The following is a 23613-nucleotide window of genomic DNA, read 5'->3' as shown; positions in this document are numbered from 1 at the left end:
GCCATGATCAAGAGAATCGAGTCCTCCGTCCGCCGATGAGCGAGACGACCGGGACAGGACTGCCCGGGTCACCGACATCGCTGTTCGATCACGCACTCCTGCTACATCAGTTGGCTCCAGGGGAGCCCCTTCCGCGCGACGGGGAACCATATCCCGACGACGAGTTGCACCGTCGTCGGCGAGGCCCGAAGGCACCTGAGGATCGGCATTCGGCCGGCAAGGACGTTGCCCTCGTCCTGGACACGCATTTTGCCAGGGCTTCTGTCCTGCCCAGCGAATTGGCCGATGCCTTCCACGACGTCTACGTCCCGATTCACCAGAACGAGCACATCGCTGCCGCGGCTGAGCGGGCGGGCAGAGAACGCGTTCGCCAAACGGGCCGCTGGTTGGTCCGATACGGGACCGATCGATGCGCGGTCACCGTTGGACTTGCCCTGCTGGCTGCCATGGGCACAGCCGACGACATCCCGCTGATTCAAACGATCGGGCTGCTTTCCAACCGCTTCGGGCCACTCGCGGCGCACGCATTCGAGCGGCAGGCAGGGGGAGTAGAGGCCTTGCTTTGGCTGGCCGAGCGCGTCACCGGCTGGGGACGCGTCTATGTCGTGAAGCGCTTTGCAGGCTCGACGACCCGACTGCCCGACCTTGGCTGCTTCGCAGAGCCTGTGACGGCGATTTCCTTAATGGATACTTTGCCGGCAACGTCGCCACAGTCGCCAAACTCCATGAGGCACTGGCAGACCTCGACACTGACAGCGAGATGGTCGACCACGTCGGTCGCCTACTCCATCAGATGAGTGACTGTGGGGGGATGGGACTCACCCTTGCTCACTACCCCCATTCGGGAGCGGTCCTGGAAGCTCATGCTCGCCATGTGGGGTCTGCTCGGCCCGACGATCGAGCGCTATTTCACGATCGCGGTGCTCGCCCAGCACCTGATTACAGAGCCTCCCCAGGCTGCGGGATGCACTGCGGCGCAGCAGGAAGCGCTCCGGGCGACCTACCTTGAGGTGCTCGACCGAGAGGAGTGGACCCGGGCCGCACGCGCTGGGCTCGCGACGGATGACAACCGGATGCGATGGCTCGCCGACCACCGGGCGCCCCGGTTGAGGCTGCGTGCGTTCCCCGATCGAGAGCCAGATGCCGAGGAATAGCGCACGCCAGGAATAAGTGGTCTCCGCCAGTATCCGGAGCGCCCGCTGGGCGTGAATCAGCGGTCAGGGCGGTGGAGTTCCCACGGGAGCGCCACCGCCCTCGGCGTCTGTGGACGGCCGCCCGGGGCTTTCTGCATGCACGGGACAATTTCATTTCCTCCGCGAAACGATCACCCATTAGGCTCCCCACGGCACAGCGGACGCACAGCACAACAGGGGGCGGGGGACATGACCGAGGCTGTTCCGGAAGCGGAGAAGGGCTGGAGCCCGGCGTCGCAGGCGGTCGCCGCGGTGGTGGTGGTCGGCGGCCTCGCGGCGCTCGTATGGGCGCTGGGCGGAAGCTTTCTGCAGCAGGCCGAGGACCGTAAGCCGGCCGTGTGCGAGAAGTCGGACACGAAGCAGGGGGCGAAGCACATATCGGGAGCGCAGCTGTGCACCGCGCTGAACCGTCCTGACCTGCCCACGCTGCTCGGTACACCGGACGAGTTCGCGCGGACCGCCTACGGCAGCGACGCCACGATCACCTCGGCCGACGGCAGCAAGACCCCGGCACCCGAGGGCAACGTCGACCTGGACACGTACTCCCTGAAGCTCTCGGTGTCCGACGACGACGTGCCGGTGTCCGAGATGGCGGCCTTCCTGGGCAGCGGCGCGCAGACGCGGACGATCCTGGGGCATCCTGCGGTGCTCTACTCGGACCGGACCATCGCCCTCAGCCTCAACCTGGGTGGCGGCAAGGTCGACACCGGTCCCGGTGGCATCGCACGCAGCCTGATCGTCGCGCGGGACGCCAAGGACGGCGGCGGGTTCTTCGAGGTCTCCATCTGGCGTCAGGACGACGTGACGCCCGACGACACGGCACTGCTCCGCGTCGCCGAGGAGGTGCTGCCGGAGGTCCCGGGCTGGACCACCGGCTGAACGGCCGTCAGGGCTGGTGCGCCCGGCCCATGACCCGCGTGAAGGTCGCCGGATCGTCCTCGAAGCCGTGGATCCCGGCCCGGAAGGTCCACGTACCGGACTCGTCGCGGACGAACTCCCCGACGGTCGCCGCCGCTGCTCCCAGGACGTCCCCGAAGTCGTCCTCGGCGAGCACGGTGTAGCCCTCACGGATGCGCAGACCGGGGTTGATCACGTTGACGAAGGTCCGGTGTGCCTCGCGCTGCTGGATGACGATTCCGACCACCACGCGCGCGTACCGGTCGCTGAGCCGGTCCAGCTCCAGGGTCATGACCTCGTCCCAGCCGAAGCCCTTGCCGTCCTTGCTGTCGCGGTTGAGATAGATGGTGCCGTCAGGCGAGCGGCTGTCGAAGTGCACCACATAGGCGGGATCGCCGTACGCGTCGCCCGTGGCATAGGTGGCGGCGACGATGTCCAGATCGGTGGGTGGCTGTCCCGTCGGACTGGGGTCCCACTTCAGTGCGACCTCCGCTTTCCGGATCCCCTTGCTGAGGGCGTTCACCAGACTTCCCCTTCCCCGTTCCCCGTGTGCCCCTCGTGGCCCGAACTGCTGGACAGACAAGGCCCGTTGTCCATCCTGCCACGCGCGCGGGTGCCCATGCGCCGGTGATGTCCGCCGGAGCGTGACCGGCGCCACGCTCCGTGGCCTTACCATGGCGCGGTGCTGGTCAAGTGGATTCGCTGCACCGTGGTGGACCGCCGCGGCTTCGAGCGGGGGCAGCGAAAGTGGGCGGGGCTTCTGGGGGAGCCGGGGTTTCGGGGACAAGGTGGTGGCTGGAGCAGGGGGCGACCCGGAGTGGCGCACATCTTTGCCTTCTGGGAGAGCCGCGCCTTCTACGACTCCTTCATGGCCCGCTCCCACGACCGGCTCGCCGCGTCCCAGGCGGGCACCTTCAAGGACTCCCAGGTCAAGCTGTTCGACTACCGCTTCGACGTGAAGACCGGCTTCGAACCCCGGTTCACCGACGCAGACCTGCTGCGGGTCGCCCTGTGCCGGGTCCACGAGGAGCGCGCGGAACACTTCACCCTGATGCAGGAGAAGGTCTGGAACCCCGCGATGGCCGGCTCGCCCGGCATGATCCGCGGGCTGTTCGGCGAGGCGCCCGGGCACGAGTTCCTGGTGCTGTCGATGTGGCGATCGGCCGCCGAACACGGCAAGTACCGCACCGAGCGCGTGGAGCGGCTGGCCCTGCGCGCACAGATCGAGGCCGACGTGGCGGCCCTCTCGGGTGACATCGTGGAGCTGGAACCGACCTGGACGGTCTGACGGGTCGGTTTGAAAGCCAACGGTCAGTTTGAAAACCGGACCCGCGAATCGTGCACTCTCATGTGGCCTGTGGTGCGAAAACTGTGTGACCTACGCCGTATGGAGCCCGTACGAGTGCTCGATCGGCCGTCACTCGATCTAGGGTTTTGGCATGGCACGACCACGGCGCATCGTCCTTGTCCGGCACGGGGAGTCAACGGGCAATGTTGATGACACCGTGTACGAGCGTGAACCCGACCACGCCCTCGCACTGACCGACCGCGGCTGGCAGCAGGCCGAGGAGACCGGCAAACGGCTGCGCGAGGTGTTCGGCCGCGAGCGGGTCAGCGTGTACGTGTCCCCGTACCGCCGTACGCACGAGACGCTCCGGGCCTTCCACCTCGACCCCGATCTCATACGGGTGCGCGAGGAACCCAGGCTCCGGGAGCAGGACTGGGGCAACTGGCAGGACCGCGACGACGTACGCCTGCAGAAGGCCTACCGGGACGCGTACGGCCACTTCTTCTACCGCTTCGCCCAGGGCGAGTCCGGCGCCGACGTCTACGACCGGGTCGGCGGCTTCCTGGAGAGCCTGTTCCGCAGCTTCGAGGCCCCCGACCACCCGCCGAACGTGCTGCTGGTGACCCATGGTCTGGCCATGCGCCTGTTCTGCATGCGCTGGTTCCACTGGACGGTCGCGGAATTCGAGTCGCTGTCCAACCCCGGGAACGCGGAGATGCGGATGCTCGTTCTCGGGGACGACGGCAGGTATGGGCTGGACCGGCCGTTCGAACGCTGGCGGGACCCGGAGCCGTACGGGATCACCGGATAGAGTGGCAGCGCGATGACCTTTGACTTGTCCCCCGGCGGGCGCCTGGACCGCGCCCTGGCGAGCCTGCGTGGACTGGCGGTGGGGGACGCGCTGGGCTCGCAGTTCTTCGTGCCGGCGAACCACCCGCTGCTGAAGCGTCGCGAGCTGCCGCAGGGCCCCTGGCAGTGGACCGACGACACGGAGATGGCCTGTTCCGTGGTCGCCGTCCTCGCCGCCCACCACCGCATCGACCAGGACGCGCTGGCGCAGTCCTTCGCCGAGCACCACGACTTCGACCGCGGGTACGGTCCCGCTGTCAACCGTCTGCTGCGACTGGTCCGGGAGGGCGGCGACTGGCGCGAGCTGGCCGCCGCGCTTTTCAACGGGCAGGGATCCTGGGGCAATGGCGCGGCCATGCGCATCGCCCCCCTGGGCGCCTGGTATGCGGATGATCCGGAACAGGCGACCCACCAGGCGGAGATCTCCGCCTACCCCACCCACCAGCACCGCGAGGCCGTCGTCGGCGCCATGGCCGTCGCGGCCGCCGCTGCCCTGGTCGCCTCGCCCGACGGGCCGCCGAGCCCCGGGGCGTTGCTCGACGGGGTCGTCGCGCTGGTGCCGAAGAGTGCCGTCGGCGCGGGACTGCGCCGAGCCCGGGACATGCTCGACTACGGCGACGCGGGCACGGTGGCGGCCGTGCTGGGCTGCGGACGGCGTACGTCGGCACACGACACGGTGCCCTTCGCGCTCTGGTCGGCGGCGCGGGCCCTCGCGACTACGAGCGGGCGTTCTGGACGACCGCCCAGGTCGGCGGCGACGTGGACACCACCTGCGCCATCGTGGGCGGGGTGATCGCGGCAGGGAAGGCGGGGGCGCCGCCGGCGGAGTGGGTGGGTCGGACGGAGGCGCTGCCTAAGTGGGTGCCGGACGTCCGGGCGACGCCGTCCTGAGTGCGCGGTCGCCGGGGAGCGGTGGTGAAGCCTTGCCGTCCCGGAGCGGCGATGAAGCGCTGCCGCCCGGGCGGGGCGGTGAAGGCGCAGCCGTTCAAAACTCTCCGTGTCCGGCGGGAACTCTGCGTGACCGGACGCCCGTTGTCATCGTGTCGGCCCGTGTTCCGTACGCGCCGACGGCTACGGACGACACGCGAGAGGTCCTAGGGGGTGGTCATGCGGTTCATGTCGCCTTGGCGAGCCCTGTGTGTGCGGATGGCCGGGCCGACGTCCTCGCCGTCGGTCCCCTGGACTCGGTCCGGCCACCCGCGGTCCCTCGCGGACCCGGGCGGATCAGCCCACCGCCGGGCCCGCCGTGCCGGCGAGTGCCTCCAGGTCGCTCTTGCGGACCCGGATCACGAACCAGGCCGTACCGAGGGCGAGTACGGCCATGGCCGCCGCCGCGACGAAGCCCATCGAGATGCCCTGGGCCAGCACCTCGTGCCCCCAAGTACCGGGCAGCTGGTGCGTCTTGGCGAACTCCGCCTTCTGTTCCGCCGAACCGTCGGCAAGGAACTTCGGCAGTTGCTTCTGCGCCTCGTCCTTGCTGGCCGAGCCGAACACCGTGGTCAGGATGGACAGGCCGAGCGAACCGCCCACCTGCTGCGTGGCGTTGAGCAGTCCGGAGGCCGCGCCCGCCTCGTGCTGGGAGACGCCGGAGACCGCGGTCACCGTGAGGGTCACGAAGTTCAGGCCCATGCCGAAGCCGAACACCAGCATCGGACCGAGCACCCCGCCCGCGTACGAGCTGTCGGAGCTGATGAGGGTCTGCCAGGCCAGGCCGACCACCGCGAGCGCCGAACCCGTCACCATGAAGGGCTTGGGCCCGAACACCGGCAGGAACCGCTGGGAGAGCCCGGCGCCGATCGCGATCACGACCGTCACCGGCAGGAAGGCGAGACCTGCCTGGATCGGGCTGTACCCCAGCACGTTCTGCACGAAGAGCACGATGTAGAAGAACATGCCGAACATCGCCGCGGCCAGGCTCAGCATGATCACGTACGTGCCCGAGCGGTTGCGGTCGGCGAACATCCGCAGGGGCGTGATCGGTTCCTTGGCGCGGGACTCGACGAGCGCGAAGGCCGCGAGCAGGACCACGGCCGCTGCGAAGGAGCCGATGGTCAGGCTGTCCCGCCAGCCCTCGTCCGCGGCGCGGATGAAGCCGTAGACGAGGGCCGCCATGCCCGCCGTCGAGGTCACCGCGCCCGCGATGTCGAAGCGGCCGGTGTGCCGCTCGGACTCGCTGATGTAGAGCGGCGCGAGCAGGGCGATCACCACGCCGATCGGTACGTTCACGAAGAGCACCCAGCGCCAGTCGAGCCACTCGGTGAGCATGCCGCCCGCAAGCAGGCCGATCGCGCCGCCGCCCGCGGAGACGGCGGCGAAGACGCCGAAGGCCCGGTTGCGTTCCGGGCCCTCGGGGAAGGTCGTGGTGATCAGCGCGAGCGACGTGGGCGACGCGATCGCGCCACCCATGCCCTGCAGCACGCGCGCGGCCAGCAACTGCCAGGGTTCCTGTGCGAGTCCGCCGAGCAGAGAGGCGAAGGTGAACAGCAGGATGCCGGTCATGAAGACCCGGCGGCGGCCGAGGATGTCACCGGCCCGGCCGCCCAGAAGCAGCAGGCCGCCGAAGGTGAGCGTGTAGGCGCTGACGACCCAGGTGAGGTCGGTCGTGCTGAACTTGAGAGCGTCTTGAATGTGCGGGAGCGCGATGTTCACAATCGTCGCATCGAGTACCACCATGAGTTGGCAGGCCGCGATGACCGCGAGCGCGATGCCGGGATGCCCTTGCCGGCGAGCCGCACCTGGCTTCTGGTCCTTGATCAATTGAGAGGATGTCACTATGGGTCCCCCACGAACGCTTTAGTGAACGATCCCGTTCACTGTCGCGTCAACGTTAGTGAGTCCCCAATAGTGAACGCAAGCGTTCACTTAAATTGGTGTCGTGCGGCGGGTCCCCCGTTGCCGTCGCGCGGCGCTCCACATCCCCGAAAACTCCACTCCCCCATGCATGCTGGAGACACTCAGATGGTTACCTCGCGCTGGACGGCCGCCCCCGCTCAGGCGGCCTCTCTCCGTCGGCGCGGCGCCGTGCTCGAACGCGCGATCCTCGATGCCGCCCTGGAGCAACTCAGTACGGTCGGCTGGAACGGCCTCACCATGGAGGGCGTCGCCGCCGGCGCCCAGACCGGCAAGGCCGCGGTCTACCGCCGCTGGCCGTCCAAGGAGGATCTCGTCGCGGACGCCCTGCAGGCCGGACTGCCGAGCTTCGCGGAGGCGCCCGACCTCGGCAGTGTGCGCGAGGATCTGCTCGCGCTGTGCCGGCAGGCGCGCGACGCGATGTTCTCGCGCCCCGGGTTCGCGGTCCGCGCTGTGATTCACGAGTGCGATCCGATCCAGGCCGAGCGCTTCCACAGTGTCATCTTCGACGGGATCGTGGAGCCGACGATCGAGCTGCTCCGTGAGGTCATCGCCCGTGGAATAGAGCGGAACGAGGTGCGGCCCGACGCGGCGAACAGCTATGTCATCGATGCCATTCCGGCCATGATGATGTACCGCTCGAAGATGCGCGGAAGCGAATGGGGGGATGGCGACATCGAGGAGATGATCGACCAGTTGATGGTTCCGCTGCTGCGGCCCGACGGCGAATGACCGGGGTTCGGGACGGTCTTGGCGCGGCGCGCGGAAACCGGGGTGTCGCCGGGTGATCCCCGAGGCGTACGCTAAGGGCGCCATGCCGTACGAACCACCTACTCACACCGTCGAGCGCTCCCTTCGCGCAACGACCGGAGCGAAGATCATTGCCGGTGTCGACGAGGTGGGGCGGGGTGCCTGGGCCGGACCTGTCACCGTCTGCGCGGCGGTCACCGGACTGCGCCGGCCCCCCGAAGGCCTCACCGACTCCAAGTTGCTCACCGTCAAGCGGCGCACCGTGCTCGCCGCGGAGTTGCAGAAGTGGGTCACCTCGTACGCTCTGGGTCACGCTTCGCACGAGGAGATCGACGAACAGGGCATGACGGCCGCCCTGCGGCTCGCCGCGGTGCGGGCCCTGGAGGCGCTGCCCGTCCGGCCCGACGCGGTGATCCTCGACGGGAAGCACGACTATCTCGGGACGCCCTGGAAGGTCCGCACGGTGATCAAGGGTGACCGGTCCTGCGTGGCGGTCGCGGCGGCTTCGGTGATCGCCAAGGTTCAGCGCGACAAAATGATGGCCGAACTGGGTATCGACCATGCAGACTTCGGTTTTGCGGACAATGCCGGGTATCCGTCTCCCGTGCACAAGGCCGCGCTGGAGGAGCGGGGCCCCACCCCGTACCACCGGTTGTCGTGGGCGTATCTTGATGCGCTGCCCCAGTGGCGGCACCTCAAGAAGGCCCGCAGTTGGGCGGACGGAAGCGTTCCGGAGATCGAGGGACAGCTCGGCTTCGACTTCTGACGACTCCGCTCGCACTCATGTGCCACCCCCCGACGCGAGCCGTACCAACGTTTGATAAATATCAGCTCATGCCTCTCATTCCCGAGGAGCCTCAGATTCACGAGAGTGCCCAGGGTCCCCGCGCCACTCCGGCCAGTGGCCGAACCGCGCCGACCCCTCGCCCCGTACCCGGCCCCCGCCCCGCGGCCCCGCCGCGACCCGGCCGACCCGGTCCGCTCCGGCCCACTCCGCCGGTGCAACGTACGTCGCGTGACGTGGCCGCCAAGCCCGGACCTTCGGGTCCGGTTGCCGCCGCAGCCCCCGTCGCGGCTCCGGCGACCCCGCAGATCCAGCTGATCCCGGCCTCGCTCGAAGGCGCGCTCGACGCCGCCGAGGAAGCCGTGGACCTGCTCCTGGACTCGGGCCGCGCCCCCGGCGACGTGCTGGTCATCACCACCGGCGAACAGCACCCGTGGGCCGCCCACGAACTGTCCTTCGGTGAAGCCTCCTACTGGGCTCAGCACGACGCGGGCGACGACGTCTTCTACACGGACGCCGCCGTCGCCTCTCGTGCCGGCTCGCGCCCGGTGGTCGTGGTCGCCGTCAACGGCGGTCCCGACACTGCCGCCGCCACCGCCCTGCCGCTGGCCCATGCCCGGGCCGGCGCCCTGCTGATCGTCTGCGGCGACCCGCAGCAGATCAACTCGGTTCTGGGCGCAGGCGTCTGAGCCCGCTCCGGGCTGTCCACGGGGACCCCGGAGCGAGGACGACGCCACGGTTGCGGCATCGGTACGGCGGACGCTTCGGCATGCTCGAATGACGGCCGAGGTGCCCACCGAGGGTGCCCACAGTACGGGCCCGTTCGCCGTGATCCGCAGGTCGCGGGGAGTGCCCGCGCGGCTCGGTGTTACGGCCTACGCGCGGGTCTCGGTCCCAGGTGCTCTACGTGAATACGGCGGGAACGTGCCGTACGGCCCGGTGGGCTCAGCGGGCTGCTACGCGGCGCAGGACCTCCGAGGCGGCACCGCCGGTACGCGGCAGCGGGGGCGGCGCCTCGGCCATGCCGAACGGTTCCGGCGACGAGTCGGCGCTCGGGCGGCGACCGCCACGGCCCTCGCCGAGGACCTGCCAGCCGTCCCGGGTCAGCGTTATGTAGGCCCCGCAGCGCAGTCCGTGCAGTGTGCAGGCGTCACGCAGGCCCCACATCCACGCGCCGTCCTCCTCCGTCCAACGCGCGTCCCCCTCGCGGCAGTACAGCAGCACGGCCGTGCGGACCGGCGTTCGTAGGCGCAGGTCGTGCGGGATGACCCGGCGCAGCTGGGCGAGCAGCGTGTTGCGGAACATCCAGCCGTCCGCCGGAGCCGGGCGGCGGGTGAACGAGGCGCTGGCGCGCAGCCGTTCGTCCGGGTCCAGGACCGCCACGATCGCGGTCGCCGGCCTGGGGCGGTGCCGGGAGTGCAGTCCGCTGACGACCTCCCGTGGATTGCGCAGCAGCGGGATGCCGGCGGCGGCCCACTCCGCCGGTTCGAGCATGCGGGCGAGCGGGTTGGCGGAAGCGGCGGACAGGTCGGCAGACGTCGACGTGGATGCCGCGGAGGACGGAGCGAATGCGAAGGTCACGGTCCTCCCTTCGGCTACGCGCCCACACTGCGGGCGAGGTCGGATTCGGGGGAGCGCACACCGCAGCAGAGCCCTACCGGACCACGGACGAGCCGTGCGGGGAGCGGAGTTCAATTCTTGCTGTCGAACTTGGATGCGGCAACGAGCAATTGGGGCCACTGACCGGATTCTGACGGTACGCGGTTTATATCCCTACCCCGGGCTTACTGCCGCGACGCGTGAGACGACCATTCACCTCGTGTTCGTACACCGTTGGGGCACAGCTGGTCCAGGGGGCGTCGGTCGACTCGGCTGAGGGTGTGACCGAAGCGCCTGCCCGAGGGCCGGCGATCAGCCCTGGACGGCCAGGACGAGAGGCAGCACCTCCTTCGCGCCGGCCCGTCGCAGCGCGCGGGCCGCGACCGCGAGCGTCCAGCCCGTCTCGGTGTAGTCGTCGACGAGCAGGACGGGGCCCGAGGCGTTGGCGAGGGCGGAGGCGAGCGCCGGTGGCACGGTTAGCGTGCCGTCCAGTGCCTTGAGGCGCTGGGCACTGTTGCTGCGGGAGACGTGGGGCGCGTCGGCCGCGTACTCGACGGCGCCCAACAGCGGCAGCCTGCCGATCTCCGCGATCCGCGCGCCCAGGGAATCGATCAGCCGGGGCCGGGTGCGCGAGGCGACGGTGACGACGCCCACGGGGCGCGCCTGCGCGCCTGCCTCCCCCGAGGCCCAGCCACCGGGCCCCTTGGCCCAGTCGGCGAGCACACCGACCACGGCCTTCGCCACGTCGTCCGGCACGGGCGCGTCCGGGGCCTGGGGCGTGAGCATGGGCCGCAGCCGGTTACCCCAGCCGATGTCCGACAGCCGGCCCAACGCCCGCCCGGCAGCCGCCTGTTCACCGGCCGGGATACGGCCCTTGAGGTCGACGCCGATCGACGGCAGCCCGGTCGGCCACATCCGGCGCGGCTCCACCTCGACACCCGCGCGGCCGAGATCGACGCGTGCCGCGTCCAGCGCGGCCGTGGACGTGTCCGCGGTGAAGCGGGTCCCCGCGCAGTTGTCGCAGCGCCCGCACGGCTTGGCACCCTCGTCGTCCAGCTGGCGTTGCAGGAACTCCATGCGGCAGTCCGTCGTCGAGGCGTACTCGCGCATCGCCTGCTGTTCGGCCTTGCGCTGCCGCGCGACCCACTCGTACCGCTCCGCTTCGTACGTCCATGGCCGGCCGGTCGCGATCCAGCCGCCCTTGACCCGCTGGACCGCCCCGTCCACGTCGAGCACCTTGAGCATGGTCTCCAGGCGGGAGCGGCGCAGCTCGACCAGGGGTTCCAGGGCGGGCAGCGACACGGGCCGGTCCGCACGCGCGAGGACGTCGAGTGTGCGGCGCACCAGTTCCTCCGGCGGGAAGGCGAGAGACGCGAAGTACTCCCAGATCGCCTCGTCCTCCCGGCCGGGCAGCAGCAGCACTTCGGCGTGCTCGACACCGCGTCCGGCGCGGCCCACCTGCTGGTAGTAGGCGATCGGCGAGGACGGCGAGCCGAGGTGCACCACGAAGCCGAGGTCCGGCTTGTCGAAGCCCATGCCCAGCGCGGAGGTGGCGACCAGGGCCTTCACCCTGTTCGCGAGGAGATCGTCCTCGGCCTGCTGCCGATCCGCGTTCTCCGTCCTTCCGGTGTACGAGGTGACCGTGTGGCCGCGTTGGCGTAGGAAGGCGGTGACTTCCTCGGCGGCGGCCACCGTGAGCGTGTAGATGATCCCGGAGCCCGGCAACTCGTCCAGATGGTCGGCGAGCCAGGCCATCCGGTGCGCGGCGTCCGGCAGCCGCAGCACGCCCAGACTCAGACTCTCCCGGTCCAGCGGGCCGCGCAGCACCAGGGCGTCCGACGTGCCCCCGGTGCCGAGCTGCTCCGCGACGTCGGCGGTAACGCGCGCGTTGGCGGTCGCGGTGGTCGCGAGCACCGGTACGCCCGGTGGGAGATCGGCGAGCATGGTGCGCAGCCGTCGGTAGTCCGGGCGGAAGTCGTGCCCCCAGTCGGAGATGCAGTGCGCCTCGTCCACCACGAGAAGCCCGGTGGCGGAGGCCAGCTTGGGCAGTACCTGGTCGCGGAAGTCCGGGTTGTTGAGCCGCTCCGGGCTGACCAGCAGGACGTCGACCTCGCCCGCAGCGATCTCGGCCTGGACGGTCTCCCACTCCTCGGTGTTGGCCGAGTTGATCGTCCGAGCGTGGATCCCGGCGCGGGCCGCCGCCTCGACCTGGTTGCGCATGAGGGCGAGCAGCGGGGAGACGATCACCGTCGGACCGCTGCCGCGGGCCCGTAGCAGCGACGTCGCCACGAAGTACACCGCGGACTTGCCCCACCCCGTGCGCTGCACGACGAGCGCGCGGCGTCTGTCGGCGACCAGTGCCTCGATCGCCCGCCACTGGTCCTCGCGCAGCCGGGCCGCGCCGGTGGCGTCCCCGACGAGGCGGGCGAGGACCGCGTCGGCGGCCGCCCGGAGTTCCGCGTTGCTCGTGTGCTCCATGCGTCCCATCCAACAGGACGGCACTGACAATCCGGACCGGGGCGGCTTGGGAGGGGGCCGGGGTGTCGGTGTTTCCGAAGAAGGGAGCGGGGGTGTCGTTGTGCCCGAAGGAGCTGGCCGGGGTTCAGGAGGAGCCTGGGGTAGCGGGCCTGTTTCCGAGTAGCCGGGTTCGGGTCCCGTGCGACCGACGAGGAGATCCTCCCAATCGTCCAACTCGTCGGGCGAGTGACCCGGCTCGGCTTGGCGATTCCGCTCGGTCGGCTTTGGTGTTGACGTGTCCCTGGTCGGACTTATCCACAGGGCAAAGCGGAACTTCATGATCCGCGAGATCGTCGGCGCATGACGAATCATGGCGAAACCACTGGATCCCCCGAAAACGGCAAGTCTGCCGGACGCGATGGCCACGAGCCCCGCGAGGACCGTCACGCGGCCCGCCCTGCCCCGGTCGACTGCACCGCGTACGACAGCCACGGCCCCGAGCACCAGGTCACGCTGCGCACCCCGGCCGAACTGGCCGACGCGCTGCCGTATCTGCTCGGATACCGCCCCGAGGACAGCATCGTCCTGGTCGCCCTGCACGACAGGGACGGCCGTGGGCGGTTCGGCGGCCGTGCCCGCCTCGGTATTCCGACCAGCGCGGACGACTGGCCGTCCGCGGCACGGCAGTTGGCGCACGGGCTGGTGACGGGCAGCGAGCGCAGAGGAGCGCGGCCCGAACAGATCGTCGCCTACCTCTGCCAGGAGCCGGCGAAGGGGGAGTCGGGTCGGCAGGTGATGGAACGGCTGCGCCCGCTGGCCCAGAAACTCCGCATCGAGTGCGGTCAGCTGGACGTCCCGGTGATCGAGGCGCTGTGCATCTCGGACGGCCGCTTCTGGTCGTACTGCTGCGTGAACGAGACCTGCTGCCCGTCCGAAGGCGTGCCCATGGGCCTGCCCGGCACCTCCGTGCTGGCCGCCGCGGCCACCTACGCCGGCCTGCAGGTACGGGGAACCCTGCGTGAGCTGCGAGCCAGGCTGCAGCCCTTGGAAACCGCGGCGGTCCTGGAACAGGAAGTCGCCCTGGACACCGCGAGCATGGCACTGGTGCCCAGGATTCTCGACGGCGCCAGCCGCGCGGGCGTGGCCGAGGAGACGCTGGAGCTGGCCGAGCGGATCAGGCACCGCCTGGCGGAGGCCCCTCCGGTGTCCGGCACGCTCATGGCGGACCTCCGCGACGACGAACTGCTCGGGCACGACGAAGCGGCATCGCTGATTCTCGGTCTGCAGGACCGGTCCACGCGCGACCGCGCGGCTGAGTGGATGGAGGGCGAGGAGGCCGCCCCGGCACTGCGCCTCTGGCGCGCCCTCGCCCGCCGCTGCGTCGGGCCGTACGGCGAGCATGCCGCGGCGCCGCTGACCCTCGCCGGCTGGGTCGCCTGGTCCGGCGGCGACGAACTGGAGGCGCGGGAGGCGCTGGCGATGGCACTGGGCGCCGACCCTGGCTATCTGTTCGCCCGACTGTTGCATCAGGCCTGCAACGAGAATCTGGATCCGGAGTCGATCCGGCGCTGCTTGCGGGCGGAACGGCGGGATCGCGAAAGGGGGGTGGATCGGGGGTCCAGGAGTCGGGAGACGGGCGTTGATGTGGGGCCGGCACAAGGGGAGAGCTCGGAGGGAGTCGAGGCCATCGGGGCAGCTTCGGCACCGGAAATGGGTGACGTGACCGGGGTGCCTTCGGGGGCGCGAATGGCCTCAGAGGCGGCTGAGGCTTGCGAAGCCATTCCTGCGTCGGAGGAAGAGGTTTCCCGGCGACGGCGCCGTACTCGTTCCGGTGGTGCGGCCGGGAGTCGGACTCGCCCAGCGAAGGCGGAGGGTGGCGCGACCGGGAGCCGAACTCGCCCAGCGAGGGCAGACGGTCGGGGCAGCACCGCAGGCGTTGCCCGTTCGCGGAAGTCGACGGCCGACGGCACCCGCCCTCGCCCCGCCCGCACGGCAGGCACGCACTCGCGCGCAGGCGTGAACGGACCGGCACACCGCCAGGGCAGCGATTCCGCGGGCACGCACCCCGGAGGCGACGGTGGCGAGGGGGACACGTGAGCAATGGCCGGGAGCGCCCTGGAATTCGTCGGCGAATCGACGTTGAGTGTGGAGCGACGAGTGAACGGCGGCGACAGGCCGCCGAGAGTGGCCCGTTCCGCCACCGCCATTCGGACGGGTCGGCCGTTCGTGAGCGTGACCCGGCAGAGCCCCGCCGCGTTCACCTGAGTGGCGGAGCGCCTGGATGGGCTGTGCCGCCGTGCAGCCCACGTCCGTCCGGATCCTTCACCCGGTGCCACACACGCCCGAGGTGCACTGAGCGCAGAAGAAGCCACCGCATGCATCAGCCGACCCCGTCCTACGCCGCCGACGACCGCCCACGCGACGCCCGGTTCGAGCCGTTCCCCCGGGCGGGCGCGGACCTGCCGACGCTCGTGAGCCCCAGGGGTGGGCCTGAGCCACTGTTCGCCGAAGACGATCTGCGTACCTCTGCGTCCGCTGGCACTGACCGGCGACCGGCCGCACCGGTGGATCGGCGACCGGTCGGCGGCGCGGTCGGCCGGGCTCCGTCCAACAGCTGGAATCCGCCCGCCGGCCGGCCCGCGGACCACCCCGTCACCCCCGCTCGACCGACGGATCCAGGACCGCCGATGCCTCGTTCGCCCGGCGTGGACCGGCCCGCCCCTCCGCCCACCGGCCCGACGCGTCGCCCACTCGCCTTCCCACCTTCAGGAACTGCCCCTCAAACCCGAGGAGTTCCCACGCCGTCCCGCCGGCCAGTAGAGCTGCCGTCAACCCACACCGCCATGATCTGCGTCGCCCTTCCCGGCCTCGCCATCTCCACGGAGCAGGGGCAGATGACCGGTCAGGGGCTGGAGGGGTTCTACCGCGCGGGTCGGCGCGTCCTGTCCCGTTGCCAGGTCCGGGTGGCCGGGCGTGAACCGGTCGCCGTGCAAGCCCGGATGACCGCGGCCGACCGCGCCCGTTTCGTGGGCACCCTGCGTGTCTCCCCGCACTCCGGCCCGGACCCGGACGTCGTGGTCAAGCGCATCCGGCACGCGGACGGTACCGAACGCATCACCCTGCACAGCGCGGCACTGCGCCCCCTGCGGATCCCGGTCGAGGTCGCCCTCGGCACGGACCTGGCCGATCTGGGCGCCATCGCCTCGGGAACCGCCGGCCCCGAACTGCCCGCCAGCGTCCACGACTCGGGCCTGCGCTGGTCCTGCGCCACCGGGAACTCCTGGGTCACGGCGGATCCGCCACCCGCCGACGCGCTGGCCTCCGCGGGGCTGCTGCGCTGGGAGTTGGAGCTAGCACCAGGCGGCAGCACGACCGTGGAGTTACGGGTGCGGCCGGACGGCGCCGGACCCGTCCGGGCTGCGGGCCGCGCTGCGACGAGCCCGCTCGCCGCAGCACGCGCGTCGGGCGACGATCCCCGGATCGGATCGCTCCTGCGCACGAGCGTCGAGGACCTCCAGGCCCTCCTGATGCGTGACCCTGTGCACCCCTCCGACCTGTACCTCGCAGCCGGGGCACCTTGGCGCTGCGGCCTGGCCCCGGCCGACGCCCTCGCCGCGGCCCGGATGACGCTGGCCCTCGGCACCCGGCTCGCCGCGGGCACGCTGCGCACTCTCGCCCGCACCCAACTCCCGGGATCCGGGCCGCAGTCCGGCATGATCCCCGGCCCGCGGCGCGACGCGGGCACCCACCTGCCGCCGGGCTGCACCGGCACGGAGGCCACTCTGCTCTTCCCCGTGCTCCTGGCGGAAGCCCGCCGCTGGGGGCTTCCCGAGCAGGAGACCGAGGAACTCCTGCCGGCGGCGGAGCGCTGCCTGACCTGGCTGCGGACGACTGTTGGCGACGGTACCTACCTGTCCGACCCCCACCCCGGCGGCCCCGTCCGCTGCGAGACACAGGCCCACGCACACCGCGCCGCGCTCCTCGGCGCCGACCTGCTCGACGCCTGCGGCAGACCCGGCGGCGCCGAGCTGCGGCAGTGGGCGCAGGCGCTGCGGACGGCGTTCCGCGAGGACTTCTGGATCGACGACCTCGGCGGCGGCAGACCCGCGGCCGCCCTCGCCCCGGACGGAGGCCCCGTGCCGCACCTCGGCGCGGCAGCCGCCCACCTCCTCGACACCGGCCTGCTGGGCGGGGGCGCACTGGCCGTCGGGCTGCTCGACAAGGTGCAGACCGAGCAGCTCGCACGATTGCTCGGCGGTCCGGCCATGGACTCGGGCTGGGGGCTGCGCGGACTGGGCGTGAAGGAAGCCGGATACAACCCGTTCGGCCACCGTAGCGGTGCCGTACGGGTACACGAGACGGCTGTGGCCGTCGCGGGGCTGGCAGCCGCCGGATACGAGAAGGAGGCCAACTCGCTGCTGCGCGGCGTGCTCGCGGCGGCGGAGGCCTTCGACCACCGGCTGCCCGAGATGTACGCGGGGGAGCAGCGCACCGACGGAAGCGTTCCCCTCCCGCACCCGGCGTCCTGCCGCCCCGCCGCCACCGCGGCGGCCGCCGGAGTGCTGCTGCCGATCACCCTCGCGGGCATCCGCCCCGACGCTCCCGGCGGGACCGTCACCCTGCGCCCCGTGCACAGCGCACCCCTGGGCGAGATCGTCCTGACGGGACTGCGCGTCGCGGGCGCCCCCTTCTCCGTACGGGTCAGCAGACTCGGCCTCGCCATGGTCGAGGAGGCGGGCGACGGGCTCCAACTGGGCGGGTGACCTCGGATGACGTACCACCGGAGGGCGGCCGGGAGCGGATGGCGAGGCGCATACCAGACCGAATTGGATCAGCCACCGAAGCGGCCGACGAAGGGAGTGTTTATCGTCAGGCAGACGACTATGATCGCCGCATGCCCTACGACCCGTCAGCCTTTCCGCCCTTTGCCGTCACCGTGGACCTGGTCGTGCTGACCGTGCGCCGCCATGCGCTGTGCGCGCTCGCGGTGCGCAGGGGCGAACCACCGTTCCAGGGGCGCTGGGCGCTTCCCGGCGGATTCGTACGGGCCGACGAGGATCTGGCACAGGCGGCGGCGCGCGAGCTGGCCGAGGAGACAGGGCTGCGCGCGCACGACCCCGCCGTACCGGCTCAGGACAACGGTGCCCATCTGGAGCAGCTAGCCACCTACGGCGACCCCAAGCGGGACCCGCGGATGCGCGTCGTGAGCGTCGCCCACCTGGCGCTCGCCCCCGACCTGCCCGCGCCCCGGGCCGGCGGCGACGCCAGCAACGCGCGATGGGCGCCGGTCGAGGAACTGCTGCAGCAGGGTGGTTACGGCCGTGACGGCGAACCGGTGGCGCCGCTCGCCTTCGACCATGCCCAGATCCTCTCCGACGGCGTGGAGCGCGCCCGCTCGAAGATCGAGTACTCGTCGCTGGCCACGGCGTTCTGCCCCACCGAGTTCACCGTCGGCGAGTTGCGCCGGGTCTACGAGGCGGTCTGGGGCGTGGCGCTCGACCCGCGCAACTTCCACCGCAAGGTGACGGGCACGCCCGGCTTCCTGGTGCCCACCGGTGGTACGACGACTCGCCAAGGCGGTCGCCCCGCCCAGTTGTTCCGCGCGGGCGGCGCCACGCTGCTCAACCCGCCGATGCTGCGCCCCGAGGTATGACGGCCGCCCGCGTGGAGCGAGCGCCACTATGCCCAAAAAGCGGACATAGCGCGCTATCTTGCTGCGGGTGATCCAGGCCTTCGGACTGACCAGCAACCCCCGCAAGGACCTTCCGCCCGCCGTCGACGACGTCTCCTTCGAGGCGCGCGCGGGCCGTGTCACCGCGCTGCTCGGTGCTCCGGGCGCCGGCCGGACGACGGCGCTCAGACTCATGCTCGAACTCCAACAGGGCCGTGGCATCACCTACTTCAGGGGCCGCCCCCTGCACCGCATCGCCCACCCCTCGCGCGAAGTGGGCGTGCTACTCGGTGACGTACCGGGACACCCGGCCCGCACCGTCCGCGGCCACCTCCGCATGCTCTGCGCCGCCGCCGGGGTTCCGGTCCGGCGCGCCGATGAAGTCCTCGAAGTGGTCGGCCTGGTGAGCCTGCGCGACGAACGCCTCGGCACGCTCTCGCGCGGCATGGACCGCCGCCTCGGCCTCGCCTGCGCGCTGCTGTCCGACCCCCACACGCTCGTCCTCGACGAACCCGCCGACGGCCTCTCCACCCGCGAAACCCACTGGCTGTACGGCATGCTCCGCGCTCACGCGACCCAGGGCGGCACCGTCCTGCTCACCACGGCCGACCCCAAGGAGGCCGCACGCAGCGCCGACCGGGTGGTCACGCTGGAGCAGGGCAGACTCGTCGCCGACCAGGACGCCGCCGAGTTCGCCCGCACCCGGCTGCGGCCCCGCGTCGCCGTCCGCAGCCCGCACGCCGCACGCCTCGCCGCCCTCCTCACCAAGGAGGCCCGCACCGCACACCGCTCTGTGGAGATCGTCCGCGAGGGCGGCAACCGTCTCTCCGTGTACGGCAGCACCTGCGCCGACATCGGCGAGACGGCGTTCCGCCACGGCATCCTCGTACACCAACTGGCGGACGAGATCGGGGACATGGGGCCGGGAGCGGGGGCTACGCCGCTGCACGGTTCGGAAGCGGCCGAGGCCACCTGGCGGGTGGCCGACGCGCCCATCACCAACGCGCCCACTATCGAGACACCCGCCACCGGGGCACCCGCCATCGAGGCACCGGCCACCGACGCGTCCACCACTGACTCAGGCCAGGCACTCCGAAGCACACCACACCACTCGGCGCCGGCCGGCGCCCCTCAATCCGCCGCCGCCCCTGGCATTGCCGACAGCGACCACGCCCCCCGCGGTGCTACCGGCCGCCCTCACACCGCCCCCGCTATCGCCGACAGCACTCGCACCGCCCCCTCCGACACCCCCAAGGCCGCCCCCGCACAGCCGCCCGAGCGCCCACGCCGTCAGGACCACCCAGGCACTTCCGCCCCCCGCTCCCTCGACCCCCGAGACCCCCTCTCCCCCCTCCCGCCCCCCATCTCCGTCCGCCCCGCCCCCAGCCCCCTCCGCCCCCTGCGCTACGAGATCCGCCGTGCCACCGGTATCGGGACCGGGTTCCTCACCGCCGCCGCCGTGCTTCTCGTGTCCGCGCTCACCGCCGTACTCCTGGCACGGATCGGACACACCCCGCAGTCGCGCCTGCTGGCCGCGTGGCCGCGGGAGGTGCCGTTGCCGCCGGCTGCCCTGGGGGCGGGGCTGCTCGGGGCGCTGGCCTTCGGTGACGAGTTCCGCCACCCCGCGCTGGCGGCGGATCGCGGCACCGTGCCCCGGCGGCTGGGGCTGCTCGTCGCGAAGCTCCTCGTCGCCGCGGCCACCGCGCTGACGCTGGCCTTCCTCACGGTCGGCTGCGACGCCGAAGTGCTCTATCTCGTATACGGACGAGAGCTCGCAAAGGTTCCCGCCGACTGGCTCTCGCTGAGCGCGAGTTGGATCGGGCTCGTCGTCGGCTGCGCCTGGGCCGGGGTGCTGGCGGCCGGCGTCTTCCGGTCCACCACGGCAGGGCTCGCGGCCGTGGTCGCCGTACCGGTGCTCGTCGTTCCGCTCGTACAGAAGGCCTTGCAGGGATCGTCCGTGCGGACCGCGGCCGGTCTTCCGATGCGGTTGCGCGAGACGCTCCTGCTGCAGTGGCCCTTCGGGGGAGAGCAATATCTTTCCGCCGCGGTACGGGTGCTCGCCCAACCCGTGGGCGGCGCGCTGACGTTGTCGCTGACCGCTCTGCTCTGCGCGTATCTGCTCACGACCCTGCGCAGCAGGGTCCGATGACGACCGTCCGTGTCCGTTCGCCCCACCCTGCGCACAACTCCCCGGGGAAAGCCCATTTCTTTCCGATAAGGCGTCAATTGCGACGGGGTGAGCGATCACCCTTTCGTGTGCTTTTCACCAAAGACCTCAAGGGAGTTGGAGGCGACGCCGACAAAGGATCCGTGAGTACCCTTGCGCACACCATGATGACCGCCGCCCGCTCCGCAGACTCCGGTCTCGCCGGCCCGGGCGAACTCGACCGCTACCCCTATGCGGAGGCCCCCGTCGCCGACCGTGTCGGAGTCCCTGCCTGGGAGAGCGCGGACCCGGAGCTGGGCCGCGTGGGCCGCCGCGCCGCGGGCAGCCGCGGACGCGGACTGCACGGCCAACTCGTCCAGCAGCTGGGCCAGATGATCGTCTCCGGCGACCTGGGCGCCGACCGCCCGCTGGTGCCCGAGGAGATCGGCCAGCGTTTCGAGGTCTCCCGCACCGTCGTCCGCGAGTCGCTCCGCGTCCTGGAGGCCAAGGGCCTGGTGAGCGCCCGGCCGAACGTCGGCACGCGCGTGCGTCCCGTCAGCGACTGGAACCTGCTCGACCCGGACATCATCGAGTGGCGCGCCTTCGGGCCGCAGCGCGACGACCAGCGCCGCGAGCTGAGCGAGCTGCGCTGGACGATCGAGCCGCTCGCCGCCCGCCTCGCCGCCGGGCACGGGCGCGAGGACGTCCAGCAGCGCCTCGCCGACATGGTGGAGATCATGGGCCACGCGATGGGGCAGGGTGACGCGCTCACCTTCTCCCGCGCCGACGCCGAGTTCCACTCGCTGCTCATCCAGGTCGCCGGCAACCGCATGCTGGAGCACCTCTCCGGGATCGTGTCGGCCGCGCTCCAGGTCTCCGGAGGCCCCGTCACCGGCTGTGACCGGCCCAACGAGACCTCGCTGACGTACCACGGCCGGATCGTCGACGCCCTCGCGGCCGGCGACGGCACGGGCGCCGAGACGGCCATGCGCCAACTGCTCACCGTCCACCCCGAGGTGGAGCGCGTGGTGCCGGCGCCGCGCGAGCACTGAGCGCGCGTACCGCGGGTGGCGCGGCCGGGGATGTCTCCCCCTCCTGTGGCATCGCCCGGCCGGCGAACCGTCTCCCGTCGGACCCCGCAGGATCTCCGCCATCCTGCGGGGTCCGACGGCGCGACGGGCCGTGTGTTCCGGGCGCGAGCCCTGGGTAGGAGGTGTTGGTGGCCTCCTCTGCCCTTGTCTGACCGTTTTTGAACGCTTACGGGGTGTGACTCGGGCCACGCAGATTGGGCGTAACGCTCGTGGGAACAGCACGATGACCTAAGAGGTGACAGCCGAGGAGGGAATACGGACGCCGTTCGCGGCGCTGTGCATCTTCCCGGCCCCCGCCCGCGCCGTCGGCCCAATCCCCAAAGCCGGCGGTCGGCTCCTGTCCGTCCCGGACGGGGCCGGAAGCCGTTTTCCAACGTTCCGAGAGGTTGTTCGTGTCGGCCAGCACATCCCGTACGCTCCCGCCGGAGATCGCCGAGTCCGTCTCTGTCATGGCTCTCATCGAGCGGGGAAAGGCCGAGGGGCAGATCGCCGGCGACGATGTGCGTCGGGCCTTCGAAGCTGACCAGATTCCGGCCACTCAGTGGAAGAACGTACTGCGCAGCCTCAACCAGATCCTCGAGGAAGAGGGTGTGACGCTGATGGTCAGTGCCGCGGAGCCCAAGCGCACCCGAAAGAGCGTCGCAGCGAAGAGTCCGGCCAAGCGCACCGCCACCAAGACGGTCGCCGCGAAGACGGTGACCACCAAGAAGGCCACCGCCACCGCCACCCCGGCGGCGCCCGCTGCCGACTCGCCGGTCGAGGACGACGCCCCCAAGGCCGCTGCCAAGAAGACCGTCGCCAAGAAGACGACGGCGGCGGCCGCCAAGAAGACCGTCGCCAAGAAGACGGCGGCGAAGAAGACCACCGCCAAGAAGGACGACGCCGAGGTCATCGAGGAAGAGGTCCTCGAGGACGCTCCCAAGGCCGGCGACGAGCCCGAGGGCACCGAGAGCGCGGGCTTCGTCCTGTCCGACGAGGACGAGGACGACGCGCCGGCGCAGCAGGTCGCCGCTGCCGGTGCCACCGCCGACCCGGTCAAGGACTACCTCAAGCAGATCGGCAAGGTCCCGCTGCTCAACGCCGAGCAGGAGGTCGAGCTCGCCAAGCGCATCGAGGCCGGTCTGTTCGCCGAGGACAAGCTGGCCAACGCCGACAAGCTGGCCCCCAAGCTCAAGCGCGAGCTGGAGATCATCGCCGAGGACGGCCGCCGCGCCAAGAACCACCTTCTGGAGGCCAACCTCCGTCTGGTGGTCTCCCTGGCCAAGCGCTACACCGGCCGCGGCATGCTCTTCCTGGACCTCATCCAGGAGGGCAACCTCGGTCTGATCCGCGCGGTCGAGAAGTTCGACTACACCAAGGGCTACAAGTTCTCCACGTACGCCACCTGGTGGATCCGTCAGGCGATCACCCGCGCCATGGCCGACCAGGCCCGCACCATCCGTATCCCGGTGCACATGGTCGAGGTCATCAACAAGCTCGCGCGCGTGCAGCGTCAGATGCTCCAGGACTTGGGCCGCGAGCCCACCCCGGAGGAGCTGGCCAAGGAACTCGACATGACCCCCGAGAAGGTCATCGAGGTCCAGAAGTACGGCCGCGAGCCCATCTCGCTGCACACCCCCCTGGGTGAGGACGGCGACAGCGAGTTCGGTGACCTCATCGAGGACTCCGAGGCCGTCGTCCCGGCCGACGCGGTCAGCTTCACGCTCCTGCAGGAGCAGCTGCACTCCGTCCTGGACACCCTGTCCGAGCGCGAGGCGGGCGTCGTCTCCATGCGCTTCGGTCTCACCGACGGTCAGCCGAAGACCCTCGACGAGATCGGCAAGGTGTACGGCGTCACGCGCGAGCGCATCCGCCAGATCGAGTCCAAGACCATGTCGAAGCTGCGCCACCCGTCGCGTTCCCAGGTGCTGCGCGACTACCTCGACTAGGTCGCGGTCGTACGACGTCCAAGGCCCGGTTTCCCCGCGGGGACCGGGCCTTGTCGTGCCGTGCGCGGGTGCGGGGTGCGCGTGGCTGGATCACTCTGGGTGTCTCATGA

18 protein-coding genes and 1 pseudogene are annotated in these 23613 nt (G+C 71.0%); 15 read left to right on the top strand and 4 right to left on the bottom strand.

All coding sequences use genetic code 11. The features are described 5' to 3' along the window. Positions 1-35: 35 nt before the first annotated feature. From ABZ848_RS30535 to ABZ848_RS30525, 3 genes are all read left to right on the top strand, one after another. Positions 36-797, top strand: coding sequence for a hypothetical protein (locus ABZ848_RS30535; RefSeq protein ID WP_360837085.1), 762 nt, complete (start codon positions 36-38; stop codon positions 795-797). Between the two features lie 66 nt (positions 798-863). Next, positions 864-1154 (top strand): hypothetical protein, encoded by a 291-nt coding sequence (locus ABZ848_RS30530; protein WP_360837084.1) that lies wholly within the window; start codon positions 864-866, stop codon positions 1152-1154. 228 nt (positions 1155-1382) lie between these two features. Beyond that, on the top strand, positions 1383-2072 hold the full coding sequence (locus tag ABZ848_RS30525; RefSeq protein WP_360837083.1) for a DUF6215 domain-containing protein: 690 nt from the start codon (positions 1383-1385) through the stop codon (positions 2070-2072). A 7-nt stretch (positions 2073-2079) separates the two neighbouring features. Here the strand turns inward: ABZ848_RS30525 and ABZ848_RS30520 are convergent, their stop codons facing one another. Further along, complete coding sequence (locus tag ABZ848_RS30520; protein ID WP_360837081.1) at positions 2080-2613, bottom strand: TerD family protein; 534 nt, start codon at positions 2611-2613, stop codon at positions 2080-2082. A gap of 159 nt (positions 2614-2772) precedes the next feature. Here ABZ848_RS30520 and ABZ848_RS30515 point away from each other — a divergent pair, with 159 nt between their 5' ends. The 3 genes and pseudogenes from ABZ848_RS30515 (at position 2773) to ABZ848_RS30505 (ending at position 5118) form a co-directional block, all read left to right on the top strand. After that, on the top strand, positions 2773-3378 hold the full coding sequence (locus ABZ848_RS30515; RefSeq protein ID WP_360837079.1) for a YdbC family protein: 606 nt from the start codon (positions 2773-2775) through the stop codon (positions 3376-3378). Between the two features lie 151 nt (positions 3379-3529). Continuing rightward, positions 3530-4189 carry a histidine phosphatase family protein gene (locus ABZ848_RS30510; protein ID WP_360837077.1) on the top strand — a complete coding sequence of 220 codons (660 nt, stop codon included), beginning with the start codon at positions 3530-3532 and terminating at the stop codon, positions 4187-4189. A 12-nt stretch (positions 4190-4201) separates the two neighbouring features. After that, a pseudogene (locus ABZ848_RS30505) lies at positions 4202-5118 on the top strand (ADP-ribosylglycohydrolase family protein). Between the two features lie 333 nt (positions 5119-5451). Here ABZ848_RS30505 and ABZ848_RS30500 read toward each other — a convergent pair. Beyond that, on the bottom strand, positions 5452-6999 hold the full coding sequence (locus ABZ848_RS30500; protein ID WP_360837075.1) for an MFS transporter: 1548 nt from the start codon (positions 6997-6999) through the stop codon (positions 5452-5454). 186 nt (positions 7000-7185) lie between these two features. Here ABZ848_RS30500 and ABZ848_RS30495 point away from each other — a divergent pair, with 186 nt between their 5' ends. From ABZ848_RS30495 to ABZ848_RS30485, 3 genes are all read left to right on the top strand, one after another. Beyond that, positions 7186-7809 carry a TetR/AcrR family transcriptional regulator gene (locus ABZ848_RS30495; protein ID WP_360837073.1) on the top strand — a complete coding sequence of 208 codons (624 nt, stop codon included), beginning with the start codon at positions 7186-7188 and terminating at the stop codon, positions 7807-7809. A gap of 82 nt (positions 7810-7891) precedes the next feature. Then, entirely contained in the window at positions 7892-8593 is a 702-nt protein-coding gene (locus ABZ848_RS30490) for a ribonuclease HII (RefSeq protein WP_360837071.1), read from the top strand. Positions 8594-8661: 68 nt separating this feature from the next. After that, entirely contained in the window at positions 8662-9300 is a 639-nt protein-coding gene (locus ABZ848_RS30485) for a hypothetical protein (RefSeq protein ID WP_360837069.1), read from the top strand. A 256-nt stretch (positions 9301-9556) separates the two neighbouring features. Here ABZ848_RS30485 and ABZ848_RS30480 read toward each other — a convergent pair whose 3' ends face one another. Both ABZ848_RS30480 and ABZ848_RS30475 read right to left on the bottom strand, forming a co-directional pair. Then, positions 9557-10192, bottom strand: a complete 636-nt coding sequence (locus tag ABZ848_RS30480; protein WP_360837067.1) for a hypothetical protein — start codon at positions 10190-10192, stop codon at positions 9557-9559. Positions 10193-10522: 330 nt separating this feature from the next. Further along, a complete protein-coding gene (locus tag ABZ848_RS30475) occupies positions 10523-12688 on the bottom strand; it encodes a RecQ family ATP-dependent DNA helicase (protein WP_360837065.1) in 2166 nt (721 codons plus the stop codon). Between the two features lie 339 nt (positions 12689-13027). Here ABZ848_RS30475 and ABZ848_RS30470 point away from each other — a divergent pair, with 339 nt between their 5' ends. The 6 genes from ABZ848_RS30470 (at position 13028) to ABZ848_RS30445 (ending at position 23503) form a co-directional block, all read left to right on the top strand. Further along, positions 13028-14764, top strand: a complete 1737-nt coding sequence (locus ABZ848_RS30470; protein WP_360837063.1) for a DUF4192 domain-containing protein — start codon at positions 13028-13030, stop codon at positions 14762-14764. A gap of 746 nt (positions 14765-15510) precedes the next feature. Continuing rightward, the gene (locus ABZ848_RS30465) at positions 15511-17430 is read left to right on the top strand and encodes a glycogen debranching N-terminal domain-containing protein (RefSeq protein WP_360837061.1); all 1920 of its coding nucleotides are present in this window, start codon (positions 15511-15513) and stop codon (positions 17428-17430) included. Between the two features lie 131 nt (positions 17431-17561). Next, positions 17562-18320: an NUDIX hydrolase gene (locus ABZ848_RS30460; RefSeq protein ID WP_030939512.1), complete on the top strand. Its 759-nt coding sequence runs from the start codon at positions 17562-17564 to the stop codon at positions 18318-18320. A gap of 67 nt (positions 18321-18387) precedes the next feature. Further along, positions 18388-20487: an ATP-binding cassette domain-containing protein gene (locus ABZ848_RS30455; RefSeq protein WP_360837058.1), complete on the top strand. Its 2100-nt coding sequence runs from the start codon at positions 18388-18390 to the stop codon at positions 20485-20487. Between the two features lie 161 nt (positions 20488-20648). Then, entirely contained in the window at positions 20649-21536 is an 888-nt protein-coding gene (locus ABZ848_RS30450) for a FadR/GntR family transcriptional regulator (RefSeq protein WP_242764903.1), read from the top strand. A 431-nt stretch (positions 21537-21967) separates the two neighbouring features. Continuing rightward, positions 21968-23503, top strand: coding sequence for an RNA polymerase sigma factor (locus tag ABZ848_RS30445; RefSeq protein ID WP_360837056.1), 1536 nt, complete (start codon positions 21968-21970; stop codon positions 23501-23503). Positions 23504-23613 lie beyond the last annotated feature (110 nt).

It is taken from the genome of Streptomyces sp. NPDC047081 (assembly GCF_040643775.1).
GTDB lineage: Bacteria > Actinomycetota > Actinomycetes > Streptomycetales > Streptomycetaceae > Streptomyces.
Note: the sequence above shows the minus strand (reverse complement) of the source record. Positions and strands in the feature narration are given on the sequence as shown.